At 48.1% G+C, this 26,360-nt stretch carries 18 protein-coding genes; 11 read left to right on the top strand and 7 right to left on the bottom strand.

The window, feature by feature from the left end:
• Nucleotides 1-50: 50 nt before the first annotated feature.
• Nucleotides 51-725: a hypothetical protein gene (locus KD145_RS08245; protein WP_212005421.1), complete on the top strand. Its 675-nt coding sequence runs from the start codon at nucleotides 51-53 to the stop codon at nucleotides 723-725.
• A gap of 99 nt (nucleotides 726-824) precedes the next feature.
• Here KD145_RS08245 and KD145_RS08240 read toward each other — a convergent pair whose 3' ends face one another.
• Nucleotides 825-2,036 carry a cytochrome-c peroxidase gene (locus tag KD145_RS08240; RefSeq protein ID WP_212005420.1) on the bottom strand — a complete coding sequence of 404 codons (1,212 nt, stop codon included), beginning with the start codon at nucleotides 2,034-2,036 and terminating at the stop codon, nucleotides 825-827.
• A gap of 153 nt (nucleotides 2,037-2,189) precedes the next feature.
• On the opposite strand from KD145_RS08240, the gene KD145_RS08235 reads away from it, so the two are divergent.
• From KD145_RS08235 to KD145_RS08225, 3 genes are read left to right on the top strand one after another with little or no spacing between them, the layout of a single operon-like run.
• Nucleotides 2,190-2,735 (top strand): RNA polymerase sigma-70 factor, encoded by a 546-nt coding sequence (locus tag KD145_RS08235; protein ID WP_212005419.1) that lies wholly within the window; start codon nucleotides 2,190-2,192, stop codon nucleotides 2,733-2,735.
• A 10-nt stretch (nucleotides 2,736-2,745) separates the two neighbouring features.
• Nucleotides 2,746-3,732, top strand: a complete 987-nt coding sequence (locus KD145_RS08230) for a FecR family protein (protein WP_212005418.1) — start codon at nucleotides 2,746-2,748, stop codon at nucleotides 3,730-3,732.
• A 37-nt stretch (nucleotides 3,733-3,769) separates the two neighbouring features.
• The gene (locus KD145_RS08225) at nucleotides 3,770-5,368 is read left to right on the top strand and encodes a hypothetical protein (RefSeq protein ID WP_212005417.1); all 1,599 of its coding nucleotides are present in this window, start codon (nucleotides 3,770-3,772) and stop codon (nucleotides 5,366-5,368) included.
• Here KD145_RS08225 and KD145_RS08220 read toward each other — a convergent pair.
• The 4 genes from KD145_RS08220 to KD145_RS08205 all read right to left on the bottom strand — a co-directional run bounded on the left by KD145_RS08220 (nucleotide 5,354) and on the right by KD145_RS08205 (nucleotide 11,122).
• Nucleotides 5,354-6,451: a tryptophan 7-halogenase gene (locus tag KD145_RS08220; RefSeq protein ID WP_212005416.1), complete on the bottom strand. Its 1,098-nt coding sequence runs from the start codon at nucleotides 6,449-6,451 to the stop codon at nucleotides 5,354-5,356. The genes KD145_RS08225 and KD145_RS08220 overlap by 15 nt on opposite strands.
• A gap of 1 nt (nucleotide 6,452) precedes the next feature.
• On the bottom strand, nucleotides 6,453-8,360 hold the full coding sequence (locus KD145_RS08215) for a LodA/GoxA family CTQ-dependent oxidase (RefSeq protein WP_212005415.1): 1,908 nt from the start codon (nucleotides 8,358-8,360) through the stop codon (nucleotides 6,453-6,455).
• 33 nt (nucleotides 8,361-8,393) lie between these two features.
• Nucleotides 8,394-9,404, bottom strand: coding sequence for a hypothetical protein (locus KD145_RS08210; protein WP_212005414.1), 1,011 nt, complete (start codon nucleotides 9,402-9,404; stop codon nucleotides 8,394-8,396).
• Nucleotides 9,405-9,682: 278 nt separating this feature from the next.
• Nucleotides 9,683-11,122 (bottom strand): Gfo/Idh/MocA family protein, encoded by a 1,440-nt coding sequence (locus KD145_RS08205; RefSeq protein ID WP_212005413.1) that lies wholly within the window; start codon nucleotides 11,120-11,122, stop codon nucleotides 9,683-9,685.
• 384 nt (nucleotides 11,123-11,506) lie between these two features.
• On the opposite strand from KD145_RS08205, the gene KD145_RS08200 reads away from it, so the two are divergent.
• On the top strand, nucleotides 11,507-11,839 hold the full coding sequence (locus tag KD145_RS08200) for a hypothetical protein (RefSeq protein ID WP_212005412.1): 333 nt from the start codon (nucleotides 11,507-11,509) through the stop codon (nucleotides 11,837-11,839).
• A gap of 57 nt (nucleotides 11,840-11,896) precedes the next feature.
• Here KD145_RS08200 and KD145_RS08195 read toward each other — a convergent pair whose 3' ends face one another.
• Nucleotides 11,897-12,658: a zinc-dependent peptidase gene (locus KD145_RS08195; RefSeq protein ID WP_212005411.1), complete on the bottom strand. Its 762-nt coding sequence runs from the start codon at nucleotides 12,656-12,658 to the stop codon at nucleotides 11,897-11,899.
• A gap of 39 nt (nucleotides 12,659-12,697) precedes the next feature.
• Nucleotides 12,698-14,317: a M28 family metallopeptidase gene (locus KD145_RS08190; RefSeq protein ID WP_249219764.1), complete on the bottom strand. Its 1,620-nt coding sequence runs from the start codon at nucleotides 14,315-14,317 to the stop codon at nucleotides 12,698-12,700.
• A 237-nt stretch (nucleotides 14,318-14,554) separates the two neighbouring features.
• On the opposite strand from KD145_RS08190, the gene KD145_RS08185 reads away from it, so the two are divergent.
• From KD145_RS08185 to KD145_RS08160, 6 genes are all read left to right on the top strand, one after another.
• On the top strand, nucleotides 14,555-15,196 hold the full coding sequence (locus KD145_RS08185; RefSeq protein WP_212005410.1) for an RNA polymerase sigma factor: 642 nt from the start codon (nucleotides 14,555-14,557) through the stop codon (nucleotides 15,194-15,196).
• Between the two features lie 52 nt (nucleotides 15,197-15,248).
• On the top strand, nucleotides 15,249-16,259 hold the full coding sequence (locus KD145_RS08180; protein ID WP_212005409.1) for a FecR family protein: 1,011 nt from the start codon (nucleotides 15,249-15,251) through the stop codon (nucleotides 16,257-16,259).
• A gap of 34 nt (nucleotides 16,260-16,293) precedes the next feature.
• Nucleotides 16,294-19,671, top strand: coding sequence for a TonB-dependent receptor (locus KD145_RS08175; protein ID WP_212005408.1), 3,378 nt, complete (start codon nucleotides 16,294-16,296; stop codon nucleotides 19,669-19,671).
• Nucleotides 19,672-19,698: 27 nt separating this feature from the next.
• The gene (locus KD145_RS08170) at nucleotides 19,699-21,222 is read left to right on the top strand and encodes a RagB/SusD family nutrient uptake outer membrane protein (protein WP_212005407.1); all 1,524 of its coding nucleotides are present in this window, start codon (nucleotides 19,699-19,701) and stop codon (nucleotides 21,220-21,222) included.
• A 74-nt stretch (nucleotides 21,223-21,296) separates the two neighbouring features.
• Nucleotides 21,297-24,404, top strand: coding sequence for a glycoside hydrolase family 2 TIM barrel-domain containing protein (locus tag KD145_RS08165; protein ID WP_212005406.1), 3,108 nt, complete (start codon nucleotides 21,297-21,299; stop codon nucleotides 24,402-24,404).
• Nucleotides 24,397-26,349: a trehalase family glycosidase gene (locus KD145_RS08160; protein WP_212005405.1), complete on the top strand. Its 1,953-nt coding sequence runs from the start codon at nucleotides 24,397-24,399 to the stop codon at nucleotides 26,347-26,349. The genes KD145_RS08165 and KD145_RS08160 overlap by 8 nt, the downstream gene beginning before the upstream one ends.
• The last annotated feature ends 11 nt before the right edge of the window (nucleotides 26,350-26,360 follow it).

The following is a 26,360-nucleotide window of genomic DNA, read 5'->3' as shown; positions in this document are numbered from 1 at the left end:
ATATAATTGTAGTCACTTTGTTTGCTTCCTTCCTGATGAATGTAAGTTGTATGGATACATTAAAGCAGCAGGAATCTAAATCGGACAAAAGTGCCGATACTGTTAAAAGACCGGCAGGAGTATCAAATTCAGCAACATTGAAGAATGTTGGTGAGGATGGACTTCCGGTATACGTCTGGATGGAACATGTGGGTCCTCTTATATATAAAGGTGTCAGGTATCCTCATATCCAAAGAGTAAAATATCACTACGTTGGTAACCGGCCAACAATAGATACGTTTTTCTTTGAAAACATGGAATTGCGAAACGGTGAACGTAATTTTAATTTTAAAGGTTGTACCGTATTGCGTAAATCCGGAGATAGACACCTTTACCTGGCAAATGGGAAGGATACTATTTTTATGTTTGCCGCTTTGGAAAATTATAATGGAACCAATATATACAGAGGGCTGAAATTTGTTTCGTATCCCACTGTTTCCATTAAAGCCAATCAGCAGTATATACCTGACGACGACCTGGCGCTGAACATAAAGGAACTTGGAAAAAGTAGTTATTTAGTTACGCTTGATGATGGAACAGTATTAAAGTATAACCTGTGTTCAACTTGTACAGGTGCAAAAGGCCCGATAAGTTTTTTAAACAGGGAAGATGGGAGGTTGTACTTTGCCAATAAGAATTGTTATCTGGAATTGGCAGACAATAAGGATCTGGATAGAATCCGATAGTTTAGGTGATAGTGACAATTGTGCTATTGGTAGCGCTAATATTTTAAGAGACGAGGCTATGAGGTTTTCTTCATAGCCTCGTCTTTTTTGTCAGATAACTCATTTAAACGGATCCGCATATTTCGGATCTTTGATCAGCTGCTGATCTGTCAGTGTATGCAGAAAAGCGATGATATCACTCTTATCTTGTACAGATAACGGAACGCCGGGTTTAGCTGCCATAAGCTGTATCCCTATATTCGGATTTTGTTTGATCCCCGACGCATAATGATTCAATACTTCTTCCAGCGTGGCAAAACGGCCGTCATGCATATACGGTGCAGTGAGTGCCACATTACGCAGGCTTGGAATTTTAAAGGTGCCCTGGTCGGTGGGCTTGTGGGTGATTTCCCCGATGCCTTTGTCGGCGTAGTCGGTTTCCAGGCCGTTGTTGGAACCGAAGCCTGTATTGATACCGGTATTATCCACGGGTAGGAAAGATGGTATTTTCCCGGCATTGGCGGTAGAAAAGTCGCTGTGGCATTCAGTGCAGAAGTTGACCTGTAAAAGGCGCAGACCGTTTTTCTCTGCTGCACTGAAGTTGCTGAAATTGCTGGCGATACCTTCATCGTATTTAGAGCGGAAGGAGACGATACTGCGTATAAACTGTGATAAGGCATTGGCAATCCTGGCGGAGGTAACGGCCTCACTGCCGAAAGCAGCCTTAAACAGGGCAGGGTAATAGGAGATACCGCCAAGCTTTGATTCCAGCGCGGTTAGTGAGGGCATGCCCATTTCAATATGATCGAGTACAGGCATCAACGTTTGTGTTTCCAGGTCGGCTGCCCGCATGTCCCAGAACATGGCTTTGGTACCAGAGAAGCGCATGTTGACAACAGGCATGCTGTTGCGGCGGGTGACGCCGTTGTCAAAGCCGGAGGACTGGGCTACGCCATCGGTGAAAGCCTTGTCCTGGTGGTGGCAAGAGCCACAGGAACGGGTGTTGTTGACAGAAAGGACTTTGTCGTAAAATAATACCCTGCCTAAAGTGGCGCCGGCATTGGTGATTGGGTTGCCGGCAGGGGTAACATCCAGCTCCGACCGGGAGGCCAGGAACGCCTGTATATAAGGTGGCATGTTGTTACGGGTACCAACGTAATCGTACAGCGTACCAGGCAGGTTAGGGTTTCCTGGGGTACCCGGAGTACCCGGTGTAGTCGGCGTTGGTTTGGATGGCCCTTCGCCGGGCCCGGGTTTGTGGACATCATCATTTTTTTTACAGGCAGCTACGGCGAACAGTAATATCAGGGCGATGAAAAGTTTTTTGTTCATGGTATCCTTGGTTTTGCTTTAATACACACTCGAGAGATTTTTCCCTTATGGAAAAAGAAATAAATTATTTTTGGCGCCGATATAAGGGTGTTTTAAATGTGAGGTGTATTGTTATGGGGAGCTATTGAAATAATCACGGTAAGCAGCTAACGAGTGAACATATATTTTGGCAAAGCTAAAGACCAGGATAAACTGGTGGAAGAATATTTTCAAACCTACTTCGAAGGGCTGCATCGTTATGCCTTTACAATTCTGAAGGACAACGACGATGCCAAAGATGCTGTGCAGGCCGTTTTTCTGAAGTTATGGGAGAAAAGAAAGGAGATAGATGAACAACAGTCGGTAAAGTCGTATCTGTATACAGCCGTATATCATTACTGCCTTAACATTAAGCGGCACCAGAAGGTGAAAGACAGTTACGTGGCTTATCACCAGCCGGTATACGAACATCGTAATGAACTGGTCAGCAAGGAAACGCACCGTAAAATTATGGAGCATATCGAAGCGCTGTCTCCTCAATGTAAACTTATCTTCAGCAAAAGCAGGTTTGAAGGATTGAAATATGCTGAAATAGCCGCCGATATGGGACTGTCTGTTAAAACGGTGGAAGTACAGATGGGAAAGGCATTGAAGATATTGAGGGCCAAACTTTTTGATATAATGATGATACTGTTAGCCTGGCTGTTTTTAAAGTCATAATTTTTTTATCATGAGCAATGCTGAAACCCTGCCATATGAGCTGTTAGGTAGATATTTTTCCGGAGAAGCTACACCGGAAGAAGCCATCGCTGTCGATGACTGGATACGGACCCACCAGGACAACCGGGAGGTTTATGACCAGGTGGCGGCCTTGTGGGATAGTGCTGTATTGCAGCAACGTTATCAGCTGCCCGACAAGGAAACCGCTTTACGGGAGCTAAAGCACAAATGGAATCCACCGGTTGTGAAAAGATCATTTCCGGTACTTAAAATAGCTGCCGGCCTGGCATTACTGGTGGGCGTGGCTGCCATCCTGATGCTGCAGCTCCGCCGACAGCCGGAGAAGACTGCCATCGCGCTGGTATCAAGGCAAACGGTCACGGATATACTCCGTGATACCCTGCCGGACAATTCGCTGGTAGTATTAAACAGCCATTCTATTATCCGCTATGCTCTTGGGTTTACGGATACCGTCCGGATGGTTAATTTGTCTGGTGAAGCCTGGTTTGATGTAACTTCACATCCCGATAAACCGTTTATTGTAGCGGTAGGGGACGTTCGGGTGCAGGTACTGGGAACAGCTTTTAATGTAAGGCAATCGGAGGAGAAGATATCAGTGATGGTGAAAAGTGGTGTTGTCAGGATGTCGAGAGGAGATAGCAGTATACTTGTCAAAGCAGGCCAGGAAGGGATTTACAACATTGCCGGTAAGGAACTGGGGCTTACAGGAGGATCGTTCAACGGAAATCAGATGGGGTATGCCACCCGGATCTTTAACTTTGAAAACATCACCCTGAAAGAAATTGTAGCCCAGCTGGAAAAGGCTTATGGTATCAAAGTGATACTGGAAAACAAAGCCCTGGAAAACTGTACCATGAGCAGCTCATTTGAAAACAAACCTATAGAATACGTTTTTGACGTTATATCCGTTACATTGAATGTTACTTGCAGATTTGAAAAGGACAAGGTGTTTGTCAGCGGCGCCGGCTGTAATTAAAGGCCGGCAGTGGTTCACAGCGATAGTTTTGCTGCTGTTGGGAATAATATCGGAAGGCAGTGCACAGCAGGCTGCCGTTAATATCCGGCAGAATATTACAGTGGGAACCAGCGAAATCCGCCTGGATGCTTTGTTGCAACTGGTCAGCAAACAAACCGGTGCCCGATTTTCTCTGAATACCCGCAAGTTTTCCCCTTCCATGCTGATCCATGTGCAGAAGAAAGTACAACCCCTGTCCATATTACTGGAGGATATCCGGCAACATACCGGTATCAGTTACCGCCTGCTGGGTGGACATATCATTTTCGTAGATGCGTCACCGGTAAAGGAGTCTTCTCCTCCCAAAAAAGAAGTAATCACTAAAACACCTGCTTCTGTTCCGGCTGTAAAAGCTATACCCGCCCTGAAACCCTTATCACCACCCTCCGTAGCTTCACCATCACTTATATACAACATCGCTCCGGCCAGGGGCATAGACTCCGTATTTGTGGTAAGAGATACCGTAAAGCCCCCGAAGGACACCGGTTTACTGAATCTGTCTTTGGAAAGACATACAGCAGATACCGTGAAATACCGGAAGGACACCGGTTTGCTGAATCTGTCTTTGGAAAGACATACAGCAGATACCGTGAAATACCGGAAGGACACCGGTTTGTTGAACCTGTCTTTGAAAACGCACACAGCAGATAACGGCGGATGGGGATGGGGACTGGGTACCATAGAATGGCCCAGGTTCCGTAGGGATACCAGTTTACGGTATCGGGCTTCCTGGATGACTGCTGCGGATAAAAAGGAGTGGAGCTTGGGCGCTATCAGATTACCGGGTCTCTATAAAGAGCTGGATTCATTACAACAGCAACAGCAACTACAATTGCAACACCAGCAACAGTTACAGCAACTGCAACAGCAACACCAGCAAGAGTTACAGCAACAACAGCAAAAGCAGCAAACATCTACCAAAAACAATCATCCAACATCAACGGTTACACGAAATAAACAAACAACAAAAGCCGGCAAATCACATGACTCTTTTCTGAGTAATCTGTTCAAACGCAATACCCGCTCTTTTCCCCGCACTACGGATGGGGAAGCAGTGAAAGAAGGGTTGATACCTTTTATCAATGTCGGTTTTACAGTGGATGAATCATTTTATGCCAATCCGGGCCTGCAGGCCGGGATGCCCTTTTTATACGTCACCGCTTCCTGGAGCTCAAACTTCACTACTTCAGGATTTCGTTATGGTTTGGGCACTTCCGTCAGGTTGGCGGAAGACTGGCGCCTGCATCTGCAGGGCACCACCATGAATGGAATGGTCTTTCCCTATGATTCTTTGGGGTGGCCCAAGTCAATAAAAATGCAGTTACTCAAGCTGTCATTAAATGCGGAACGCCGTTTAGGAGATCACTTCAGGCTACAGGCTGGTATCTCCCTCAACAGTTTGCAGACGGAATATTTTAACCGGGACATGCCGATGCCACTGAATAAAGCGGAAGACGTTGCGCTGAAAGGTGTGAAATACTTTAAGCCTCTTTATACGATCAGCAATAGTTATTCGCCGGATGAGTCACGGAACAACCGCCTTTGGATTGGTTTTCAGATAGGGTTGTATTATCATATCGGTTTACGCAGGAATTAGTGAATGCCTCCTTTGCCAGAATGGCTGTTGCGGCCACCTTTGCTCTTGTTGGTATTGATGTTGATGCATGGTTGTATAACGGGTGAATGCCTGCGTGATGAGCCAGTCATATGCCGGTAAAGCATCTCTGTTACCTGCCAGCGTGTCTGCTATAGCATGGCCGGCGTAGAAGCCACCCTCCAGTGCAGACGTGATGCCATAGGATGAGATAGGATCATAGGAAAATGCAGCATCGCCAACCGCCAGCCAGCGCTGCCCATAACAGGCGCTTAAATAACCACTGGCGGCAGTAAATACAGAAGGTTCGCTTTCAGTACATACGTTGACGTTAGATAGGAGCGGGGCAATAAGCCCTGTTTGTCGCAGGCTGTCAAGGTAGCCCTGCGGGTGCCGTACCTCCGGCCCCAACAGGTCCGCATCAGTCATAAAAGTAGTCATCAGCCGCTGGCCGGATAGTAAAGCGGCATACCACCAGCCATGCTGTACAGCTTCAATAAAAGTATACTGAGGCAGCACGCCGGTCAACTGATAACAGGTGCTGATCCCCACCAGTTTGTCTGCATGATGTCTGGTGCTTCCCAGCATTCTGGCTATCCGGCAGCTTTTTCCGGTAGCATCTGCAATAAAGTCGCAGGAGATCATCCGGGTGTCATTGTTATCGTTTTTCAGGCTGACGGTCCATTGGCCATCATCAGGGTTACAATGCGTAACGCGCCAGCCATTGAGGTATCGTGTACCCGTTGCCGTTACTTTTGCCTGTAATTGTTGTTCGAATATACGGCGGTCAAGATGCCATCCCTGCTGGTGTATATGGAAGAAATACAGTTTATCGGCAGGCTGTTCCCTTCCCCATATAAAGCGGTTGCCATAGCAAGGAAGATGTGCTGGTTCTTCCAGTAAACCCATTATGCCCAGTTTGCGTAGCAGGGGGGCTGCATTAGCTGGAATTGTTTCTCCTGCTTTGTCTTGTGGTGAAGGAGAAGCTTCTGCGATGATGCAGGGAATTTTCCTGGCTGCGAGGCTTAAAGCAGTGGCGGCTCCCGCAGGGCCGCCACCAGCAATTAATACAGGTATATGATCCATTCTACATTTCGTCTCTTCTGAAAGGTTTGCGTATACGTAATTTTTCCTTGGATGCCAGTACCCCGGAAATAGCCGCCAGCTGTTCCTGTGTGCGTTGCAGCAAAGGCGCGGAAGCAAATTCGGCGATTTTGACTTGCTCAAAACTCGCATCTGTAGAGGTAAATCCACCCCTTCCTGTTTCCACCCACAACCTTACCGGGAGGGCCGGATTGCGGCTTTCTTCCTGCAGGGTCACTTCTGTGGCAATGCCGAGATGATGCCAGTTGTGTACCATGTTGTTGATTTTATTCAGGTATTGTGAGCCGAGGTCCCGCAACCAGTTCTGTCGGTAATCCAGGTGTTTAAGCCGCTGTGGAAGGTTTACCGTATGGTCTGCTAGCCTGGAAAATGCATCAGCAGACAGTATTTCATTGGGAACCCGTGCAGCCCAGAAGGAGGGAAGGACCAGATAGGTGGAGGTATCATAACCTGCCAGGCAACTGGCTTCATCTGTTTGCCATGGAACGCCCAGCCAGCGGGTTAATGAACCCGGGCCACTTCCATTCAGCGGACCTTGTGGTCCCAGTGCGATTTCCGGCGTAAGCTGCGGCCCGTAGTCATCAGCCGGTTCCTGGTTTTCTGGCAGCTGTTTGATGCGGAAAGCACTTTCCCAGAAAATAAGATTCCTGAAAGGCCAGGTGATTTCTATGCCCGGATGAAAAGGGCCGCCCAAACATTCTTCCAGTGGCGCTTTTTCGAGCGCTTTGGTTTGTTCCAGCGGAGTTAGCTGATCGAATGTTTTGTCGTTACGGGTACCTGTCACAAAGTTACCTTCCGCCCATTGTTGCATCCTGGAATATTGCAGGGCGGTAAGCGGGAGGTCCAGATTGGGTGGCGGTACCGAATGGTCTTCTCCAAAAGCATCTCCATAAAAAGGAGGGATCTTTACGGGTTCGTACTGAGTGATGTCTGGAGAACGGTACCATTGGAATACCCGCTGCCGGTGAGGTTTGTTGTCGGGATTTGGGTCCTGCAGCCGTTTTAATATTGCTTCCGCTGTAAAGTCGCTGGGTGAGTTTTGCCCGAAGAGCATATAAAAGCCATGATTGACCCATTGTGTTTGCACGGTGTATTCCAGGATAGGATAGATATGGTCCCAGAAAACAACCTGTGAAGGAGGTGTGATCCAGTTGTTGCGGGCAAACAGATCTTCCACAACATCGTACATACTGACTACCGGAAAAAGCCCTTGTGCATAATTGGGTGGTGTTATGGCCACCATGGCAGGTTTGGCGGGATAAGCCTTGCCTTCGATTGTTACCGTGGCATGTATGGTACCATCCGCCACATCATCATGCCAGCCATCGTTGTTGGCGAAGGTGTATGGTTTTGAACCATCGAAGGAAGCGGAGTTACCGTCTGCGCCAAATACCAGCAGTCTGCCGGCTTCATCTGTTTTGATCGCGCCCAGCGGTACTTTTTTTCCATAAAACTGGCCATCATCAAAACTTTTGGGGCCTTGTTTTATGCCGGTGATTACTTGCGGACTGGGAACGATGTTTAATTGGTTCCGTTCTGGTGCCTTGAGATTCCTGTGCACTGGTGTGATAGGTTGTCCGGGTGGTAAGTCGAGGGCGTTTTCAAAATTATACCATCCTGCTTTCCGGTTGGCCAGATTTACGCGCCATTCAATAGCGGTGTATGGATCGACCGTAACTTCCTGGATAGGTTTCCCGTCTTTGTCCAGTGCGTATATCCGGAAACGGGCCACCTGTTTTTTGATGCGCCCTTGCTGGTCTTTATAACCGCCTTGTGCCTCCGGCGCTTTGCCGGGAAGATCGGAAGAGAAGTAATGTTCATCTGAATTGCCGATACGGGCAATGCCTAAAGGTGGGTATATTGCCACCGATACCATGTTGGGTATAGCCATAGAAGAAAGTATATGAGGAAGTAAATAATGATTTTAACGTGCAACTGTTGGTTCGCAGTTCGGAATACCGTTGCGTTGACGCCGCTGTGCTGCGCCTGCCTGGTATACTACTTTGCGGGCCTCACTAATGGAGCCTGCCGGACGATGTACTGCCAATGTGTGCCAGGGATTGTAGGAGAGGTTTTCTGCATAAGCCATCTGGCCCGGGTCGTCAATGTCCTGCTGATGAAGGGTGATGGTGGCAAATGGTCTTGGTACAGATACCTTTTCATCCCATCTTACAGTAGCCCGATTGATGGGCATACTCTGCTCATCTTTCTGAAACTGCAGACACAACTCATAACGTACCGGCCCTTTCAGCAGCCGTTGTTTTAATTCATCCCGAAGATAATTGGGGTTGTTTGGTGGTATAGGAGGCAGTACGGTAATTTCCAGCGGACGGAGCTTGTATTTTACATACTTGTTGCCAAAGGCGTAAGGCAGGCAGCTCCAGTATTCTATGCCTACCACACTTAATACTTCCTTTTCCATTTCATCCAGTATTTTAGCGGTTTCCTCATGATCATTCAGGTAGCTGTCATAGTCATGCAGCACCACACCGGCATAAGTAAACTCACACATGTCTTTTGCGGTATCCACAAAAAACACATCATGGTTTTGCAGGATAAAATCCGCGGTCAGCGCATCTTCTTCTCCGTCCAGCAGTTTGGGACCGGGTACATCAAACAGTTTGATACCAATGCCGATGGTGGATTTCAGATCACCCAGCCCCGGCTTGGTGTCGCTGGAAAAACGTATCCAGGCATCCAGTTTGGGATGTGCAAATACGCCGATACGTTCTTCCGGTGGTACGGAAGGATGGACTTCAAATGTGGCCTTTGCGCTGCCATGCGCCTTGGTAAATACAGGACGCCGCACGGGGCATTGTCCATCCAGCGCTCTGGGACGCTGAACCCTGTCAATAAACATGTTTTTTAAGGATGCAATAGGGTCAGCACCACAATCGGGTAGATTGGCTGCCTCTTCGGAATGTAGCCTGTGCATAATGATTATTTTGAGAGGTGATAAATATTATGGGTCCTGCGACTGTGTGTTTGTTTTTTATTTGGTTAGGATGGCTAACTGAGTGATGGTGTCAAATATATGAATTTGTATTAAAGAGGAAAAATATTTTACCTTACTAATTTATGAGTTGCCACTAATGTGGCAGGATTGACAGGCTGCTGATCGCATTAAATATATTCCTGTATAAAATGTAGTTTGTTTTTTATTTGATTTTTTGATGCAGGAATTTTAGAAAAAATTCCTGCATCAAAAAAATGCTAAACCCGTAAATATTCCTTCCGCTGCACATGTGCCATATACGCCGCTGACATCATTTTTACGCTGTCGAGATGGGTGTCGATGTTGGACACCAGTTGCGTTTTGGGAGTGTTGCCAAGGATGAAGTCCAGGAACTCTTTTACAACGGCCGTTTTCGATTGTTCGGTGAGTAGTTTGGAATCATCCAGATGATGTTGATGAGCGATATCTTTCATGTTGATGACCTCCAATGGCTTTTCTCCGCCCAGCACGCCGATGTTGCGGAAGATATAGATATCGAAGTGATTGTTCCCGCCGACCAGATAATCTTCAGTGTTGTTCTGATGGTGTTTGTCTTTAGCCTGATAGGAATGTATCTGTATGTTCTGGAATGGGCCCTGCTGAATGTGGTGGTATTCGTGTTTTACACGCCCATTGCCTTTATAGAGGTCACTGCCCGGCATGATCCAGTTCCTTCTTGCAAAGCTGTTGTGCAACAGATTGATGGTGATGTTGGCGATGTTCTCTTCTTCTTTCAGCAGGCGTATGATCATGGCGGCATCCATTTCGCCATAATCCCTGTAGATCTCCTGTAATTCGCTATGGCTGTATTTCCTGACATTACCATAGTCCTTATCGAAGTAGTTGATATAGTCAGCTTCTGTGAGTTGTTTAAGGAAGCCGCGCGGCTGCACCATGGAAGATATTACTTCCATGCTGTCGGGTAGTTTGGAGGCGATGCCCGGCGCCCGGAACAACTGGCAGACAATGTCGAAGATATGATAACCGCTATGGGATATTTTACCATATCCTTTGTTGTAAGGATGATAATCCTGTGTGACGATCTCTGAGGGAAGACGCCACTGGCCGTCACAATGGGTAGACTGGATATTGGTGACAGGACAGTTGGTAGCAACGGCTACTTCGCGGATACGTTCCATCACCAGCTGGAAACCGGGATGGTAGCGGCGTTGAACATTTACCGTAAATACGGTGGATTTACGTTGTTGCAGTTCGTTGTACATCTTCAACAGGTGCTGGTAATCATCCAGGATGCCCCGGGCATGGGCTAGGTCTGAAATGGCATGGTTGCGGGTAGTCACCGGTTTATCCATGAGGATATGCAGTCCGAGGCCGAGTGCCCATTCTGCATAAGCCTTGTGAACAGTAGGCTCTGTGGCAATGATCACGGCATTGATCTTGTTTGCTGTTACAAAATCATCGAGGGTGGCCTTCAATGCGGTTGGCAGCTTATCTCCGAACGGATCGATAAAAAGTGTGGGAATCTGATATCCGTTCTTTTCAAAATGCTGTTCAACATTGGCTGCTTCAGCCTTTACATCGATAGCGAGGGAAATCTCAACCGGGTATCTCTTTTTCAGATCGGTGACAGCAGGCAGATACACTCTTTTGGAATGAGGGCCAACTCCAACTAGGATAAGTCTAATGGTCTCTTTCATTGGCTTGAGGTTTTCAATAGTAAAGTTTAACGTTGTGAAATTTAAATATACCCAATACTGATCAGGGTTTGGCGCATAAAACTATCGTATCTTACAATATACCTGGCGGACAGTATTTTATATTATCATTAATTCGCAGGGAGATAAAAATACGGTGGACAGGACATCACTGAACAGCACTGTTAAATGGTAGTGACTGTCAAAATACAATAATGTGATCACCCTTTTTAATTGAAAAAACTACTATCTTTAAAAGAGCCAGTTATCACGAACTGGCATTTACTGAACATCCATGTAATCCTGAAGTCTCAGATTAGGATTCTCACCGGATCATAACCCATTTTCTCTAGTATTATTATTTGTTCACCTGAAAACCTTTATTTTATGGGAATTATTGTTTTTTATGAAGGCAACAATGCTACACAAAACATCGTTCAGACAGTAGAAGATGTGCCAGGACAGGACTTCAAGCCAGTCCATAATGATACCATCAGATCTGCTAAATTATATGGAGTACGACCAGGCTGTAAGATTAAAATGTACGATTCCGCGGATGGATCTACGGCCGATGACTTCTGTATAATAATGGTGAAAAGAGCGAACCCGGAGTATGTGGTGCAGAGTTTTGAAAGAACCTATGAGGATGAGTATGTGACGGTGGTCCACATCCCTAACAATGGCTTGGACGGCCAGATCTCCAGGATCAGAATTAACTGATAACAATTATAAAAAATTAAAGGGGCTGACCAATCGCTAAGTTGGTCAGCCCCTGCTTTATGAAGCTCCTTTGGCAGGGTCCTGCTGAAATATATGCGTCAGCATTTTATACAGCTCCGGATGTTTTTCTGCCAGCAGATCGGGCCGTTCGAAAAAGTATTCTGAGATGACGGCAAAGAACTCAGCTTGATTGGTAGCACCGTAAGGATTGATATCCGTGCGGCCTTCAGCCATTTCCTGGATGGTCTGGTGTACCAGCTTTAACCAGGGGATACTGTAGCTGTGTTCCAGCAGTTTGGTAGGCATACCATCAACATAGCCGTCTGCTTTGTCAAGCAAGTGTACAAACTCGTGGATGGCGGTATTGCTTTTGTCAGTGGTATTGGAGAATCCTTCCCGCAAGGCGGCACGGGACAGTATCATCTGTCCGTTGAGGGCGCCGCTGCCGACCATACCGAGGATATTGCGGTTGTGGCCTTCGTACTGGTAACTGCTGTCGAAGGTGTCCGGATAAAGGATCACATTGGTTAGATTGAAGTACTCCCAGTTTTTAAACCCAAAGATAGGAATGATCGCACTGGCTGCTACCAGTACACGGTCCAGCGGTTCTACCGGTATTCCTACCCCTTCAATATGGGTCCTTTTGAGAAAACGTTGTACCTGTTGCTCAAAGCGTAATTTATCTGCGGCGTTGAGTTGCTGATAATAACGCACATGAGACTGCAGCAGTTCCTGGTAGCTGTCAGGGACGGCTGTCTTTCTAAGTTTATGGCGGGAGAACATGTTCACGATGGAAAGGAACAATATCAACCCTATCATGATTAATCCGAATAAGACCATGTTGCAGCGTATATATAATTATTTTCGGTACGCCTTGAATTCAGAACCTTTTTTCCATTGCGGGAAAGTGCTTTCATTGCTGAGGGTATAACCTACGTTAAACATGAGGCGTACATCTTCTACCATGCCATCCATCACCCAGGTATCAGGGTTGAACTCATCAGCAGGGGAGTGGTAACGTAAACGGTTATACTCCGCAGTTTTTTCCTTGCCGGAGCCTGGAGCTTTACCCACAATATCATTGCCTGGGCCAAGGTATAAACCGGGTATGCCCTTTTTAGCAAAGTTAAAATGATCTGAGCGGAAAAACCAGCCGCCTTCGGGGTTGGCTTCCGGTACGGTCACGCGGCCTTGCAGGGCCGCAGCACGACGGGCATATTCATCCAGTTCCGACTGGCCCATGCCTATGACGGTGATGTCTTTGGTGCGACCGAAAGTATTGAGTACATCGAGGTTGATATCGGCAACGGTTTTTTCAGGCGCAAACACCGGGTGAGAGGCATAGTATTCGGAGCCCAGCAGGCCCTGTTCTTCGCCGGTAACGGAGATAAACAGAACAGACCGTGCCGGTTTGGTTTTGAGGCTGCTGAAGGCGGTGGCCAGTTCCAGCAGGCCGGCAGTACCGGTAGCGTTGTCTACCGCACCGTTGTAAATAGAATCGCCTTTCACTGGTTCGCCAATCCCGAAATGGTCCCAGTGGGCGGAAAACACTACACATTCCTGCGGTCTTTTGTTACCGGGAAGTATGGCCAGCACATTATGGGAGGTGGATTTTTTGATGGTATTGTTGATGACCAGTGATGTTTTCAGATGAAGATCAACCGGCTTAAAGTCTTTCTGTCTGGCTTTTTCCAGGATATCCGGGGAGATGCCTGCGAGCTGGAAGATTTTTTTGGCGGCATCCTGCGTGATCCAGCCTTCCAGCGCGGTCCTGGACATATTGTTATCTGCTGTCTGCAGGTGCAGTTTGGAGTTGGACCATCCGCTGCGCACTACTTTCCAGGGATAGCTGGCAGCAGCAGTCTCATGGATAATGATAACGCCGGTAGCTCCCTGCCGGGATGCTTCTTCAAATTTATAGGTCCAGCGGCCGTAGTAGGTCATGGTGCGGCCTTTGAAAAGGGTATTGTCTGCAAAGCCGGGATCGTTGATCATCACGATTACGGTTTTTCCTTTTACGTCGAGGCCTGCGTAATCATTATGTCCATATTCCGGAGCTACAATACCATAGCCGGCAAATACCAGTTCCGAATTGCTGATGTTTACCTGGTCCTGCACGCGGCGGGTGGCTGCTACATAATCATCGAGGTATTGTAAGGATACCTCGCCGCCAGCACCTTTGATAACCAGACTGCCGGCCGGTTTGGAGGCAATGGATACCATCGGTACTTCCTGAAAATAACTGTTGCCATTGCCGGGTTTCAATCCCAGTGCTTTAAACTGGCGGGCCAGGTATTGAATAGTGCTGTCTTCTCCCCGGGTAAAAGGTTTGCGACCTTCAAAGGCATCGGATGCCAGTACCTGTATATGTTTCGCAAAACTGTTGGCATTGATCGCTTTGATAGCGGATGAGTCCTGGGCCTGTACTCCCTGCAGCATCAGGGAAGCGGCCACACTGAATAATAACGGTGCTTTCAAAATAAGACAATTGATGATAAAACAAAGATCCGTATTGGGTAAACTTCCAATGCTTGATAAAAATAGTAAAATTAAAAATACGAAATCCAGGTGAGGGGTTTGTCATATCCTGAACATAAAAAAGAGCCTGCTTCCTGTTTTAAAAAACAATTCTTTCAATCTAATCCCTTAATTTGCTGCCGGATATACTTAACCAACTTTTGCTCCCTGGACGGACCAACCAAAACGCTCAGTTGTATGCTCAACGCTCATCACGCTACTGATACCAGCACAGGCAGGTATTGTGAAAAAGATTATGCAGGTTTCTGGTATGAAATGCAGCAGGACAATGAACAGGGCCTGTATAAGATTTACCACGACCTTTACGATAACTTCTACCACTATGGGATCTCTGTTGTGCTGGAAAAAGGTATCGTTAAAGAAGCCATCAATGACATCTTTGTAGACATCTGGCGGAAGCGCCATCAGTTGGACATGCCGGAAAATATCCAGGCATATCTTTTTATATGCTTTAAAAGGAAGTTGTATAAGATACTCACCAAAAACCAGAAAGGAATTACCCTTACTGATAATCAGCTGTTTCCCGAACCGGAAGAGCTACCTTATGAATCAGTACTGATACGCCAGGAAACCGATGCCCAGGTGAAGAATAAACTGGAAAAAATGCTGGCGCTGCTCACCAGCCGTCAGAAAGAATTTATCCGCATGCGCTTCTATGAAGACCTGAGCATAGAAGAAATAGCAATGAAAACAGCCGCCACCCCCCGCACCATCTATAATACCATCCACAATGCCCTCGTACGCATCCGGGAAGTATATACCGATGCCACATTTATCGCACTGCTGCTGCTTTTGATCGATATGGAAAAAAATTCCTGATTTCTTTGGTAAAAAAACAGGCAACCCTCCCTCTTTATATTAAATGCCTGGAATGGACTTACAGCAGTATAAGGCGGAAGACTTTATTTTAAACGATTCATTCGTACGTTATTGCCTGCGCAGCAATGATACGGATGTGCAGTTCTGGGAAAACTGGCTGGAACGTTATCCGCATAAACAGGAAGAAGCGGAAAAGGCACGACAGTGGCTGTTCCACCTGGGGCTTCGTCTCACGCCGGAAGAAAAGGATGCTGAGTTTGGCAAATTGAAAGCTGCCATCTCAGTAGCAGATACACCGGTGAAAAAAATATCCTGGAAAAAGATCGCAAGGATCGCTGCTGCCATCGTATTACCATTAACTGCTATCGCCTGGTGGCTGACAACACAGCGGCAGACAGCTCCTGCGGCTGATCAGGAAGCCTACACCATTTTTAAGGCTACGGATAACCTGCGCCGTCAGGTAACACTGGCCGATGGAAGTCTGGTGATACTCAACCCACACAGTGTACTGAAAGTTCCCGCTTCCTATAATCAGCAGCAACGTAATCTGCAGCTGGAAGGAGAGGCCCTGTTTGAGGTGGCCAAAGCTGAAGGCAAACCTTTTGTAGTGAGTGCCGGTAACATCCGTGTACAGGCGCTGGGCACCGCTTTTAAATTAAGAGCATACCATTTTGATAAAGAAGCTGCTGTAAAACTGGTAGAAGGAAAGGTACGGGTAGCGCAGGAAACAGCTGTAGCAGAATTGCTGCCCGGCGAACAGCTCACCACCGGCAAGGAACACGCTCGTTTTAATAAAAACAGGTTCGACCTGGAACGGGAAAAAGCATGGCGCAGCGGTCGTCTCGTCTTTCACAATGCATCTCCCGCAGATATCGCTGCCACACTCGAATACTGGTATGGCATCAACATAAAAGTGATCACACGAAAAAACAAACCTATCCGCTTTAACGGCGTATTCAACAACAAACCACTGCAGGAAGTACTGGTGGCTGTTTGTTTCGTCAACGGGCTCGAATCTGTCACAAAAAATGACACTTTATTCGTGCAACCAATAAGTAAATAGTCCTACAGGTTCATCTAAACAACCAAAATGCGTTATGAAGAAAACATCCCTTCTAAGGGCATGCTGTGCCATGCTCCTGTCTACCCTTTTGCTAAGTTGGGTGCAAATAGCAGAAGGCCTGAAAGATAAGATTGACGTAGGTTTTAGGCAAACAAGAGTACTCAGCGTGCTGCAGTATCTGGAGAAAAATACCCGCCTGAAATTTTCGTACAATCTCGATGATCTGGAAAAACTGAAACCTGTGACCATCGATAAAAAAGAGCGGACAGTAGAAAGTCTGCTCCAGGAGATCAGCCATGCTACCTCTCTGCAATTCCGGATGACTGAAGACATCATTCTGGTAAAAGCAGCACCAGCCACTTCTCTGGCGGCAGTACAACCTGCACAGGAAAAACCGGTGGAAGGCGTGGTGAAGTCCGCCGGCGGAGAAGCACTGCCAGGTGTTAGTGTACGCGTAAAAGGTACCGGACATGGAATGCTCACCGATGTACAAGGCCGCTTCAAATTCACTGACCTGCCTGCAGGAGCAGTGCTGGAAGTGTCTTTCATCGGTTATGAAAAACAGGAGGTAACTGTCAACGGTCAATCACCGCTGACTGTTACCCTTGCTGCTTCCACCAAAGTACTGGACCAGGTAGTGGTAGTAGGTTATGGCACACAGAGCAAAAGAAATGTGAGTGCAGCCATCACCTCTGTAAAAGGCAGTGAAATTTCCAACGTGGCCAGCAACAACCCTGTTAATGCGTTGCAGGGTAGAGTAGCAGGCCTCACTGTAACCAATACCGGCGGTGCTCCCGGCGGTATGGCCGATATCAGACTGCGTGGTATCAGCACCTTCGGCAGCCACCAGCCACTCTTCATCATCGATGGTAGCCCTGGCGATCCCTATTACCTCAACAACAACGATATTGCTTCCATAGAAGTACTGAAAGATGGCGCTGCTGCGTCTATTTATGGTTCCAAAAGTGCCAACGGTGTAATCCTCGTGACCACTAAAAAAGGGAAAAAAGGTGCTCCGAAAATTGAATTCAATAGCTGGTACAGCGTTGTTAAACCCACTGGCAAACTGCACCTGCTCGATGCGGATGGTTATCTGAAAGTACATAACATGATGTACGATGCAGCTCCGGCAAGCACCAAAAGACCCGCTTATCTCAAAACGGGTGTTACCGCCAACACCAACTGGCAGGATGAAATCCTTGGTCAGGGTAACAGTGAAAACTACAGCCTTAGCCTCACCGGTGGCAGCGAATATTTTAACTATGGCCTCAGCGGTAACATCGCCAACGAAAAAGGAACTTTGCTGGGAACCAATTTCAAAAAGAAATCCATCCGCTCCCGCAATGAGTATAAAAAAGGACGCCTCACTGTTGAAGCTAACCTGGTATATGCTGAAACACAGCGCAGAGACGTTCCTTATAGTGTAAAAGATGCATTCTTCCAGTCTCCGCTGTTACCAGTGTTTGATAGCAAGGAGAAATATGGATATGCCATGCAGATCAATCAGCTGCCTAAATATGAGAATGCTGTTGGGGTGAATTTTTACAATGATAACAACAATAAAATCCAGTACTTCAACGGTAATGCCCGGCTTTCACTGGAACTGCTGAAAGGCATGAAATTCGTTACCAATCTTAACCTGGCCAACTCTAATTACTTTACCTATAACTATCATCCGCCTTACCGCGCTAATGCCAATGATCCGCTGATCCCATATGCAAGATTGGAAGACGGACGTACCACTTACCGGGAGCGTCTGATGGAAAATCTGTTGTACTATGATCGCAGCTTCGGTAAACATAACCTCAACCTGCTGGCAGGTTATACGGCGGCGGAAAATACTTCCAACAGTTTAACAACGGTGGCAGACGGTAAAACCACCGTTTATTCTGTAGTAGATGGTCAGATCGTATCTAATGTGATACCTGGTGGATTTCTGGACCCATCCTTCAATACCATGGATGGTGCCAACGGTGGTACTTACAGTGCTAGTGGCACTCGCTGGCAGTACAACCGACTCTCCTGGCTGGGCCGTGTAAACTATGCCTATGATGGAAAATATCTCCTCCAGCTTTCCGTTCGTCGTGATGGCTCTTCCAAATTCGGTGAAAACCGCCGCTATGGTACTTTCCCTTCTGCCTCTATCGGATGGAACCTGCAGAGTGAACCCTTCATGCAACAGTTTAACTGGCTCACCATGCTGAAACTCCGTGCCAGCTATGGTCGCCTGGGTAACGAAGATGTACTCACTGCCTATGACCATCAACAGCTGATCCTCATCAAAAATGTACAGGGTGGTGGTTATGTACAGGGTGCCGGTTCTACCGCATGGCCTGGCGGTGCTGCCTATGACCTGCGCAACAAAGATCTGCGCTGGGAAACCAACGTTAGCCACAACATCGGATTCGACTTCGGTATCAATAACAAACTTACCGGTGCTTTCAATTACTTTAACAATACCACCATCGATCTCCTGATCCAAAAAGCACTGGCAACCAGCAATGGTCTGAATAATCCTGTTATGAACGTGGGCCGTATCTCTAACCGCGGTTGGGAACTGGAACTCACCTGGGCCGATAAAAAAGGTGACTTCAACTATAGTGTAACCGGTACCGTTAGCCAGGTGAAAAACAAAGTGCTGGAACTCGCCAACGACGGACAGAAACTCTACGGCGTAGGCCTCAAATACGGCACCGGCCCTGTTCCCAATACTACCCAGGTAGGCAGCGAAATGGGCGCGTTTTACCTGTACGAGGCGGATGGTATCTTCCAGTCTGATGCAGAAGTAGCGGCGTATAAAAACAGTAAAGGTGAACTGCTGCAGCCCGATGCCAAAGCCGGTGATATCCGCTTTAAAGATTCCAATGGTGATGGTGTAATTGACAACAACGATAAAACCTACCAGGGCAGTGCTTTCCCTAAAATCGAATACGGACTGAATATGAGTGTGGCCTGGAAAGGCTTTGATCTGCAGCTCTTCTGGCAGGGTGTGGGTGGTAATAAACTCTACAACGGCAACAAATACGAATTACAGGGTATGGATGCAGGCCGCAACTTTGACGTGAGCACACTCAACGCCTGGACGCCGCAGAACACCAATACCAACGTACCACGTGCCGTACTGGGTGATCCCAACTATAACAACCGTGAGTCTACCCGTTTCCTCGAAAGTGGCAGCTACCTGCGTCTGAAAATGCTCTCCCTGGGTTATTCATTCTCTCCGAAGCTGCTGCAGCAAGCCAAGGTATCACGCTTACGCCTGTACGTAAGTGCGCAGAACATACTCACCTTCACCAAATACTCCGGCCCGGATCCTGAAATCGGCCGTACTGATGTGCTGAACAATGGTCTCGACCGTATGATGTATCCGCAAAACAAAGTATTGATGGCTGGCGCTCAGCTGGAATTCTAACAGTCTTTTTGTCTGTAAAAAACGATTATGAAAAAGTCTTTGTTATATATATCATTATTATCCGCAGCCATGGTATTTTCTACTGGTTGTAAAAAGGAGCTGCTAAATCAGAACTCGCCGGATAAGCTGACCTCAGACAACTTCTGGACTACCCGCGAAAGAGCCCTCACCGGCCTCTCGGCAGCTTACTCCAGAATAGAGAGCTTTGCCGGATGGGACAACTTCATCGAAGCCCGTTCCTGCCGCGAATACTACCGGGAAGATTTTGTGGAGCCCGGCAGCGATGCTTACAACTACAGCTGGTGGATGGAGATATACAACTACAGCTATAATTCAGGCAACTATGCCATAGACCTGCTCTGGAAAGATAACTACCGCGGTATCAACTTTACCAACCAGGTGCTGGAAAATGTAGCGATCATGAACAACGGCCAGATAGATGATGCCAGCAAAAGCATGATCCTGGCGGAAGCTCATTTCCTGCGTGCCTACTATAATTTTAAACTGCTCACCAACTTCGAAAAGGTGATCCTTCGTGATAAGGTGCCCAATGGCGAAAATGATCTGCCCAAAGCACCTTCTTCCCGTAATGAAGTATGGGACGCTATCATCGCCGACCTGAAAGCCGCCGAGCCTGGTCTGCCGCTGCGCGGTGAAAGACCAGCTACCGAGTTGGGACGGGTTACCAAAGGCGCTGCACAGGCGTACCTGGGTAAAGTGCTTATCTACCGCGCCGGAGAAGACAACGGCAATGCAAAGGCTTACTTCACCGAGGCTGCAGCCTGGCTGAAAAAAGTGATCGACTCCAAACAATACACCCTGATAGACAACTACCTGGGGATGTTTAATGGAACACTGACCAACTCTGCTGAATCTGTATTCGAACTGCAGCAGACCATGGACGAAGCCAACGGCGCTTACTACAAGTCACAGCTGAGCGACTGGATGGCTGCTTCAGAACTGGGTGGTTACGGAGAGATCTATGGTACCCAGAAACTGCTGACGGAAATGCTGAAAGAAGGAAAAGTAGCTACCGATGGTTTATATGATCATCGTGTATATAATACCGTTTTCTTTAAGGACGACTATTTTAATGATGCTGCCAATCCCCGTGTATACGGAAAAACTTACGATAAAGTGTTTGAAAACAACACTGTCGCATTCCGTAAATGGATTCCGGCCAGCCTCGACCTGCTGGGCAATCCTGTTGCCATCAATATGCCCATCATCCGCTATGCTGATGTGAAACTGTTGTACGCAGAAGCGCAAAATGCAATAGGTTTCCCCGACCAGGCCATGATACAGATCAACGAGGTTCGTGCCCGCTCCGCCATGCCGGCCCTGAACCTCGCCAATGCCACCGATGTGTTTAACCAGCTGGTGCATGAAAGAACGATGGAGTTCACACTGGAAAGCAGCCGTTTCTACGACCTTCGCCGCTGGGGTATGCTTCAGCAGAAAATGCAGGACGCAGGAAGAACTTTTTCACCGGATAAAAGTTATTACCCGCTGCCACTCAAGGAAACACAGAACAACCCACTGGCTCAATAGCAATACAGCATCATAACGGTTAAAAATTTCCTCCGGCGGCCTCACAAGCTGCCGGAGGTTTATACCACGGTACCATGAAGAAACTATTATCAGCTTTATTGTTTTTACCAGCGGTATTGCAGGCCCAGTCCAACGATTGGGAAAACCCGCAAAAGCCGTCTGAAAACACGTTATACCCGCACGCTCACTTTATTCCCTATCCGGATGCTGCAGCAGCCCTGAAGGGAGACAGCTCTCCTTTTACCCGTTCGCTGGACGGCATCTGGAAATTCCACATGGCCGCCAATCCGGCCGCCCGCCCTAAAGGATTTGAACAATCCAACTATGATGTAAGTAACTGGAAAACGATCCGGGTACCGGCCAACTGGCAAACAGAGGGCTATGCCCCCTACATCTTCACAGATGTAGAATATCCTTTCACACCCAATCCTCCTTTTGTCCCCAAAGAAGAAAATCCTGTAGGCTCCTACCGCCGCAGCTTTCAGCTGCCTGTTTCCTGGAAGGGCAAACAGACATGGCTGCATATCGGCGCTGCCAACGCTTTTGTATATGTATGGGTAAACGGTAAATATGCAGGCTTCAGTAAAGACAGTAAAACCCCGGCCGAATTTGATATCTCTGCGTATGTACAGCCCGGCAACAACACCGTTTCTCTTCAGGTGTTTCGCTTCAGTGATGGTTCCTACCTCGAAGGTCAGGACATGTGGAAACTCAGCGGCATAGAAAGAAGTGTATACCTGGTGGCCCGCTCACCCTTATGTATATACGATTTTTTTGCTAAACCCCTGCTGGTAAATGATTACAAAGATGGCTCCCTGCAGCTGGGCCTGGCACTGAATAAACTGCCGGCCCTCACGGACAAGGATAAACGCATCCGTATATCCCTGCAGGACAAAGGCAATACCATATTCTCAAAAACACTGCCTGTTGGCAGTGATAGTCTGTACCACCTGCAACAGTTACTGCCTGGTATTAAAGCCTGGAATGCTGAACAGCCCAACCTCTACCAGCTGATCATTACGCTGGAAGACAAGCAGGGCAAGCCTGTCGAGAGTATAACCCAGGCCATCGGCTTCCGTACCGTTGAAATAAAAAGAGGACTGCTCCTGGTAAATGGCAAACCAATTATCATCAAAGGGGTGAACCGCCATGAGCATGATATGCATACTGCAAAGGTGGTTGATATGGAAGGTATGCTGAAGGATATCCGCACCATGAAACAATACAATATCAATGCGGTGCGTACCAGTCATTATCCCAACAGGGAAGAGTGGTATGCGCTCTGTGATCGCTATGGTATTTATGTGGTAGACGAAGCAAATATAGAATGCGATGGCATGAGCATGCATCCGCTGAAAACCCTGTCAGATAAACCCGAATGGAAGGCGGCTTACATAGAGCGTACCCGTCGTCTGGTGGAAAGAGATAAGAACCATTGCAGCGTCATCACCTGGTCACTGGGAAATGAAAGTGATTTCGGCGAAAATTTTATCGATACCTACAAATGGTCAAAACAACGCGACAATACCCGTCCGGTACAATATGAAGTGGCACGTAATACGCCCTGGACGGATATTGTGGCACCTATGTATAAATCTATTGCCTGGATGCAGGAGTATGTGCGGGAATACCGTGACCGCCCGATGATCCAGTGCGAATACGCCCATATGATGGGCAACAGCGGAGGCAATCTCCGGGATGACTGGGAGCTGATGCAAAAACATGATCAGCTGCAGGGTGGCTTTATCTGGGATTTTTCTGATCAGACATTTTTGCAACACGACTCACTCGGAAGGGCTATCTGGGCTTACGGCGCCGATATGGGCACAGTAGGTGCTACCAGCGATACCAGTTTTTGTGCAGATGGTATGCTGGCTGCCGACCGCTCTCCGCATCCGCAGGCTTTTGAAGTAAGAAAAGTATATCAGCCGGTACAGTTTGCGCCGGTAGGATGGTCGGCTAATTTGTTGCAGGTACGCAATCGTTACGACTTTAACCTGCTGGACAATATTACGCTGAGCTGGGAACTGAAGGGAGATGGAAAAGTAATAGCGTCCAAAGTTCTACCATACCGCCATCTGTTACCACGCCAGCAGGATACTTTACGTGTAGACCTCCCCGTTATCAACCCGCAGCCGGGTATACATTACTACCTGCATGTAAAGGCTGCCCTGAAAAATGCAGAGGGCTTGTTACCAGCAGGCTTCATCGTTGCCACCGATCAGTTTGAACTGCCCTGGTATACACCGGTGGCTGCCCGGCAGGTGAAAGGCCAGGCCCTCCAGGTGAAATCCGCTGCCAACGGCTGGGAAATTGGTAATGGACTGTTTACCGCCACCATCCGCGAAGGATGGCTGGAGCAGTTTGCTGTTAACGGTACCGGATATATGCAAAAGGCATTAAGACCTCACTTCTGGCGCGCCGCCACCGACAACGATATCGGTAACAGTCAACAGATGCGTTGTGCGGTATGGCAACATGCAGGTGACAGCTCCCGTCTGCTGTCTGCCCGTATTGTCCGTCAGGACCAGCAACAGGTGGAGATACAGGCCATGCACTGGCTGCCGCTGGCAGATGCCCGTTACGGTATAGACTATACGATATATGCCAATGGTGATATCAAAGTGAATGTTCGTTTCCTGCCCGGAGATAGTATACTGCCGGAGATGCCCCGTATGGGTATGCGGATGGTACTAGCACCTGCACTGGACAAAGTGACCTGGCTGGGCCGCGGCCCCTTTGATAACTACCAGGACCGTAAATATGCGGCTGACGTTGACGTATATACGCTTCCTGCAGACTCCCTGTTTCATCCCTATCCCCGTGCACAGGAAAGCGGTTACCGCTCCGACGTGCATTGGATGGCGCTGCGTACGGCCGCCGGCAACGGCTGGATGGCCCGCAGCGACTCCTTACTCAACATGGGGGTGTTACACTTTGATATGGACCGGCTGAATTTTAACCGTCGTCATAATGTACATGGCGGCTCTATGTACAACGATCCGCTCATCTGGTGGAATATTGACTACCAGCAGGCCGGCCTGGGTGGCGACAACAGCTGGGGCGCCAAACCACATGCTCCCTACACCCTGATATATAAACCATATCAATATAGTTTTATATTGAGACCTTTGCAGTCAGGCGATGAACCAACAGAAAAGGCGAAAGAGATATATGAGTAAATTAAAATGGCTGCTGGCGCTGCTGTTGATACAGCAGACTGCCCGGGCACAACGGAACCACTTTGCAGATGTACTGGACCTGCACTACACTGTAAAAGACAGTACTAAAATAGCGGGCACTTTTTTTTCAGACATGGGAGCCTGGCATGCTTATGCTTTGCCCCAACCTGGTAATGGCACCGGTTTTACCGGGCCGCTGCTGATGGACATGAAAGGGGAGTGGTTGTCCGAGGCCATCGCACAACTGCACCTGTACACAGCAGGAAAAGAACTGATATTACAGCAGGACCGCACTACTACCCATTATTATCCGGGGCTGTTGCAGCTGGGGTACACTGCCGGCGACGTAAAGGTGCAGATGCAGCTTATCTTCACCGGCAAGCGGGAAGCGATGATGCAGACCATCGTTCGTAATACCGGGAAGGCGCCAATGTCCTTATTGGTACAGTGGCAGGGACAACCGAAGTTAAAACGGGCGCAGATCAGCCATACAGACAATGGTATCAACGTCGCCGTAGCCGGTACTCCGCATAGTTTCCGACTGCAATGGTGGTCACCCTTGCCCTGGAATATCCGTTCCTCCGGCACGGGCTATATAGCGGAGAAAATGGTCAGTCTGCCGGCAGGCAGCCAGCTCGAAGACCTGCAAACACAGACTTTTATGCCGGAAGGAGAAACACCTGCGGCATCACCAGTGAAGCCGGTATTCAGCACAGCACTGCAGCAAAACGAACAACGCTGGAATGGTTATGTTAAACAGCTGTTCCTTCGTATGCCCTTCACCGTTAAAGATCGTTTTCGCAGCCGCCTGGCGGTAAAAAGCATGATCACGCTGCTGACCAACTGGCGTAGTGCTTCCGGCGATATTCGTCATGATGGCGTATTCCCTTCTATTTCCTACCAGGGCTTTTACGGCATCTGGTCCTGGGACAGCTGGAAACAGGCCGTAGGACTCAGCTATTTTGCACCCGAACTGGCCAAAGACAATATCCGTTCTTTGTTCGATTATCAGGCCGCATCCGGCATGGTACCCGACTGTATATATGCAGACAGTACGGAAAACAATTTCCGTGATACCAAGCCCCCATTGGCCGCCTGGGCGGTATGGGAGGTATATAAAGCCTCCAGGGACACGGCCTTCCTCCGTGAAATGTATCCTGCACTCGAACGTTACCACGCCTGGTGGTACGCCGAAAGAGACCATGACCACAATGAGTTATGTGAATACGGCGCTACAGATGGCACCCGCATCGCGGCAGCCTGGGAAAGCGGTATGGACAATGCGGTCCGCTTTGATAAGGCAAAGATGCTGAAGAATACTCCAGGGGCCTGGTCACTTGATCAGGAGTCGGTAGATCTCAACAGTTATCTGTCTAAAGAAAAAACAATACTCGCTCAGATCTGCACCGTATTGCAACAATCAGACAAAGCTACCGGCTGGCAGGAGAAAGCCGGTGTACTGAACAGGCAGATCAACAGTGCATTCTATGACAAGGCTTCCGGCTTTTATTACGACCGCCAGCTGGGTGGTGAACTCATACGCATCAAAGGCCCGGAAGGATGGATCCCGCTATGGGCAGGCATTACACCAGAACCTTACGTGAAAAATATAACAAAATACCTGCTGGATACCACTGTTTTTAATACATTAGTGCCCTTGCCCGTGCTGGATGCCAGTGAAAAAGCTTTCGATCCGCAACGGGGTTACTGGCGTGGGCCTGTATGGATAGACCAGTTTTATTTTGCCATCGCAGGCCTGAAGCAATACCGGGAAGAAGCTGCAGCCCGGGCACTGACAACAAAACTGTGGCAACATGCAGAAGGGATGAACGATAACAAACCTCTGCATGAAAACTATCACCCGCGTACCGGCAAAGGCCTGAATGCAGGGAATTTCAGCTGGACAGCAGCACATGTGCTGATGCTGCTGGCAGACAAACTTTAATATTGAATGTT

The sequence above is a fragment of the Chitinophaga sp. HK235 genome (assembly GCF_018255755.1).
Lineage (GTDB): Bacteria > Bacteroidota > Bacteroidia > Chitinophagales > Chitinophagaceae > Chitinophaga.
The sequence above is the reverse complement of the archived record's forward strand: the minus strand, read 5'-3'. Positions and strand labels throughout refer to the sequence as shown.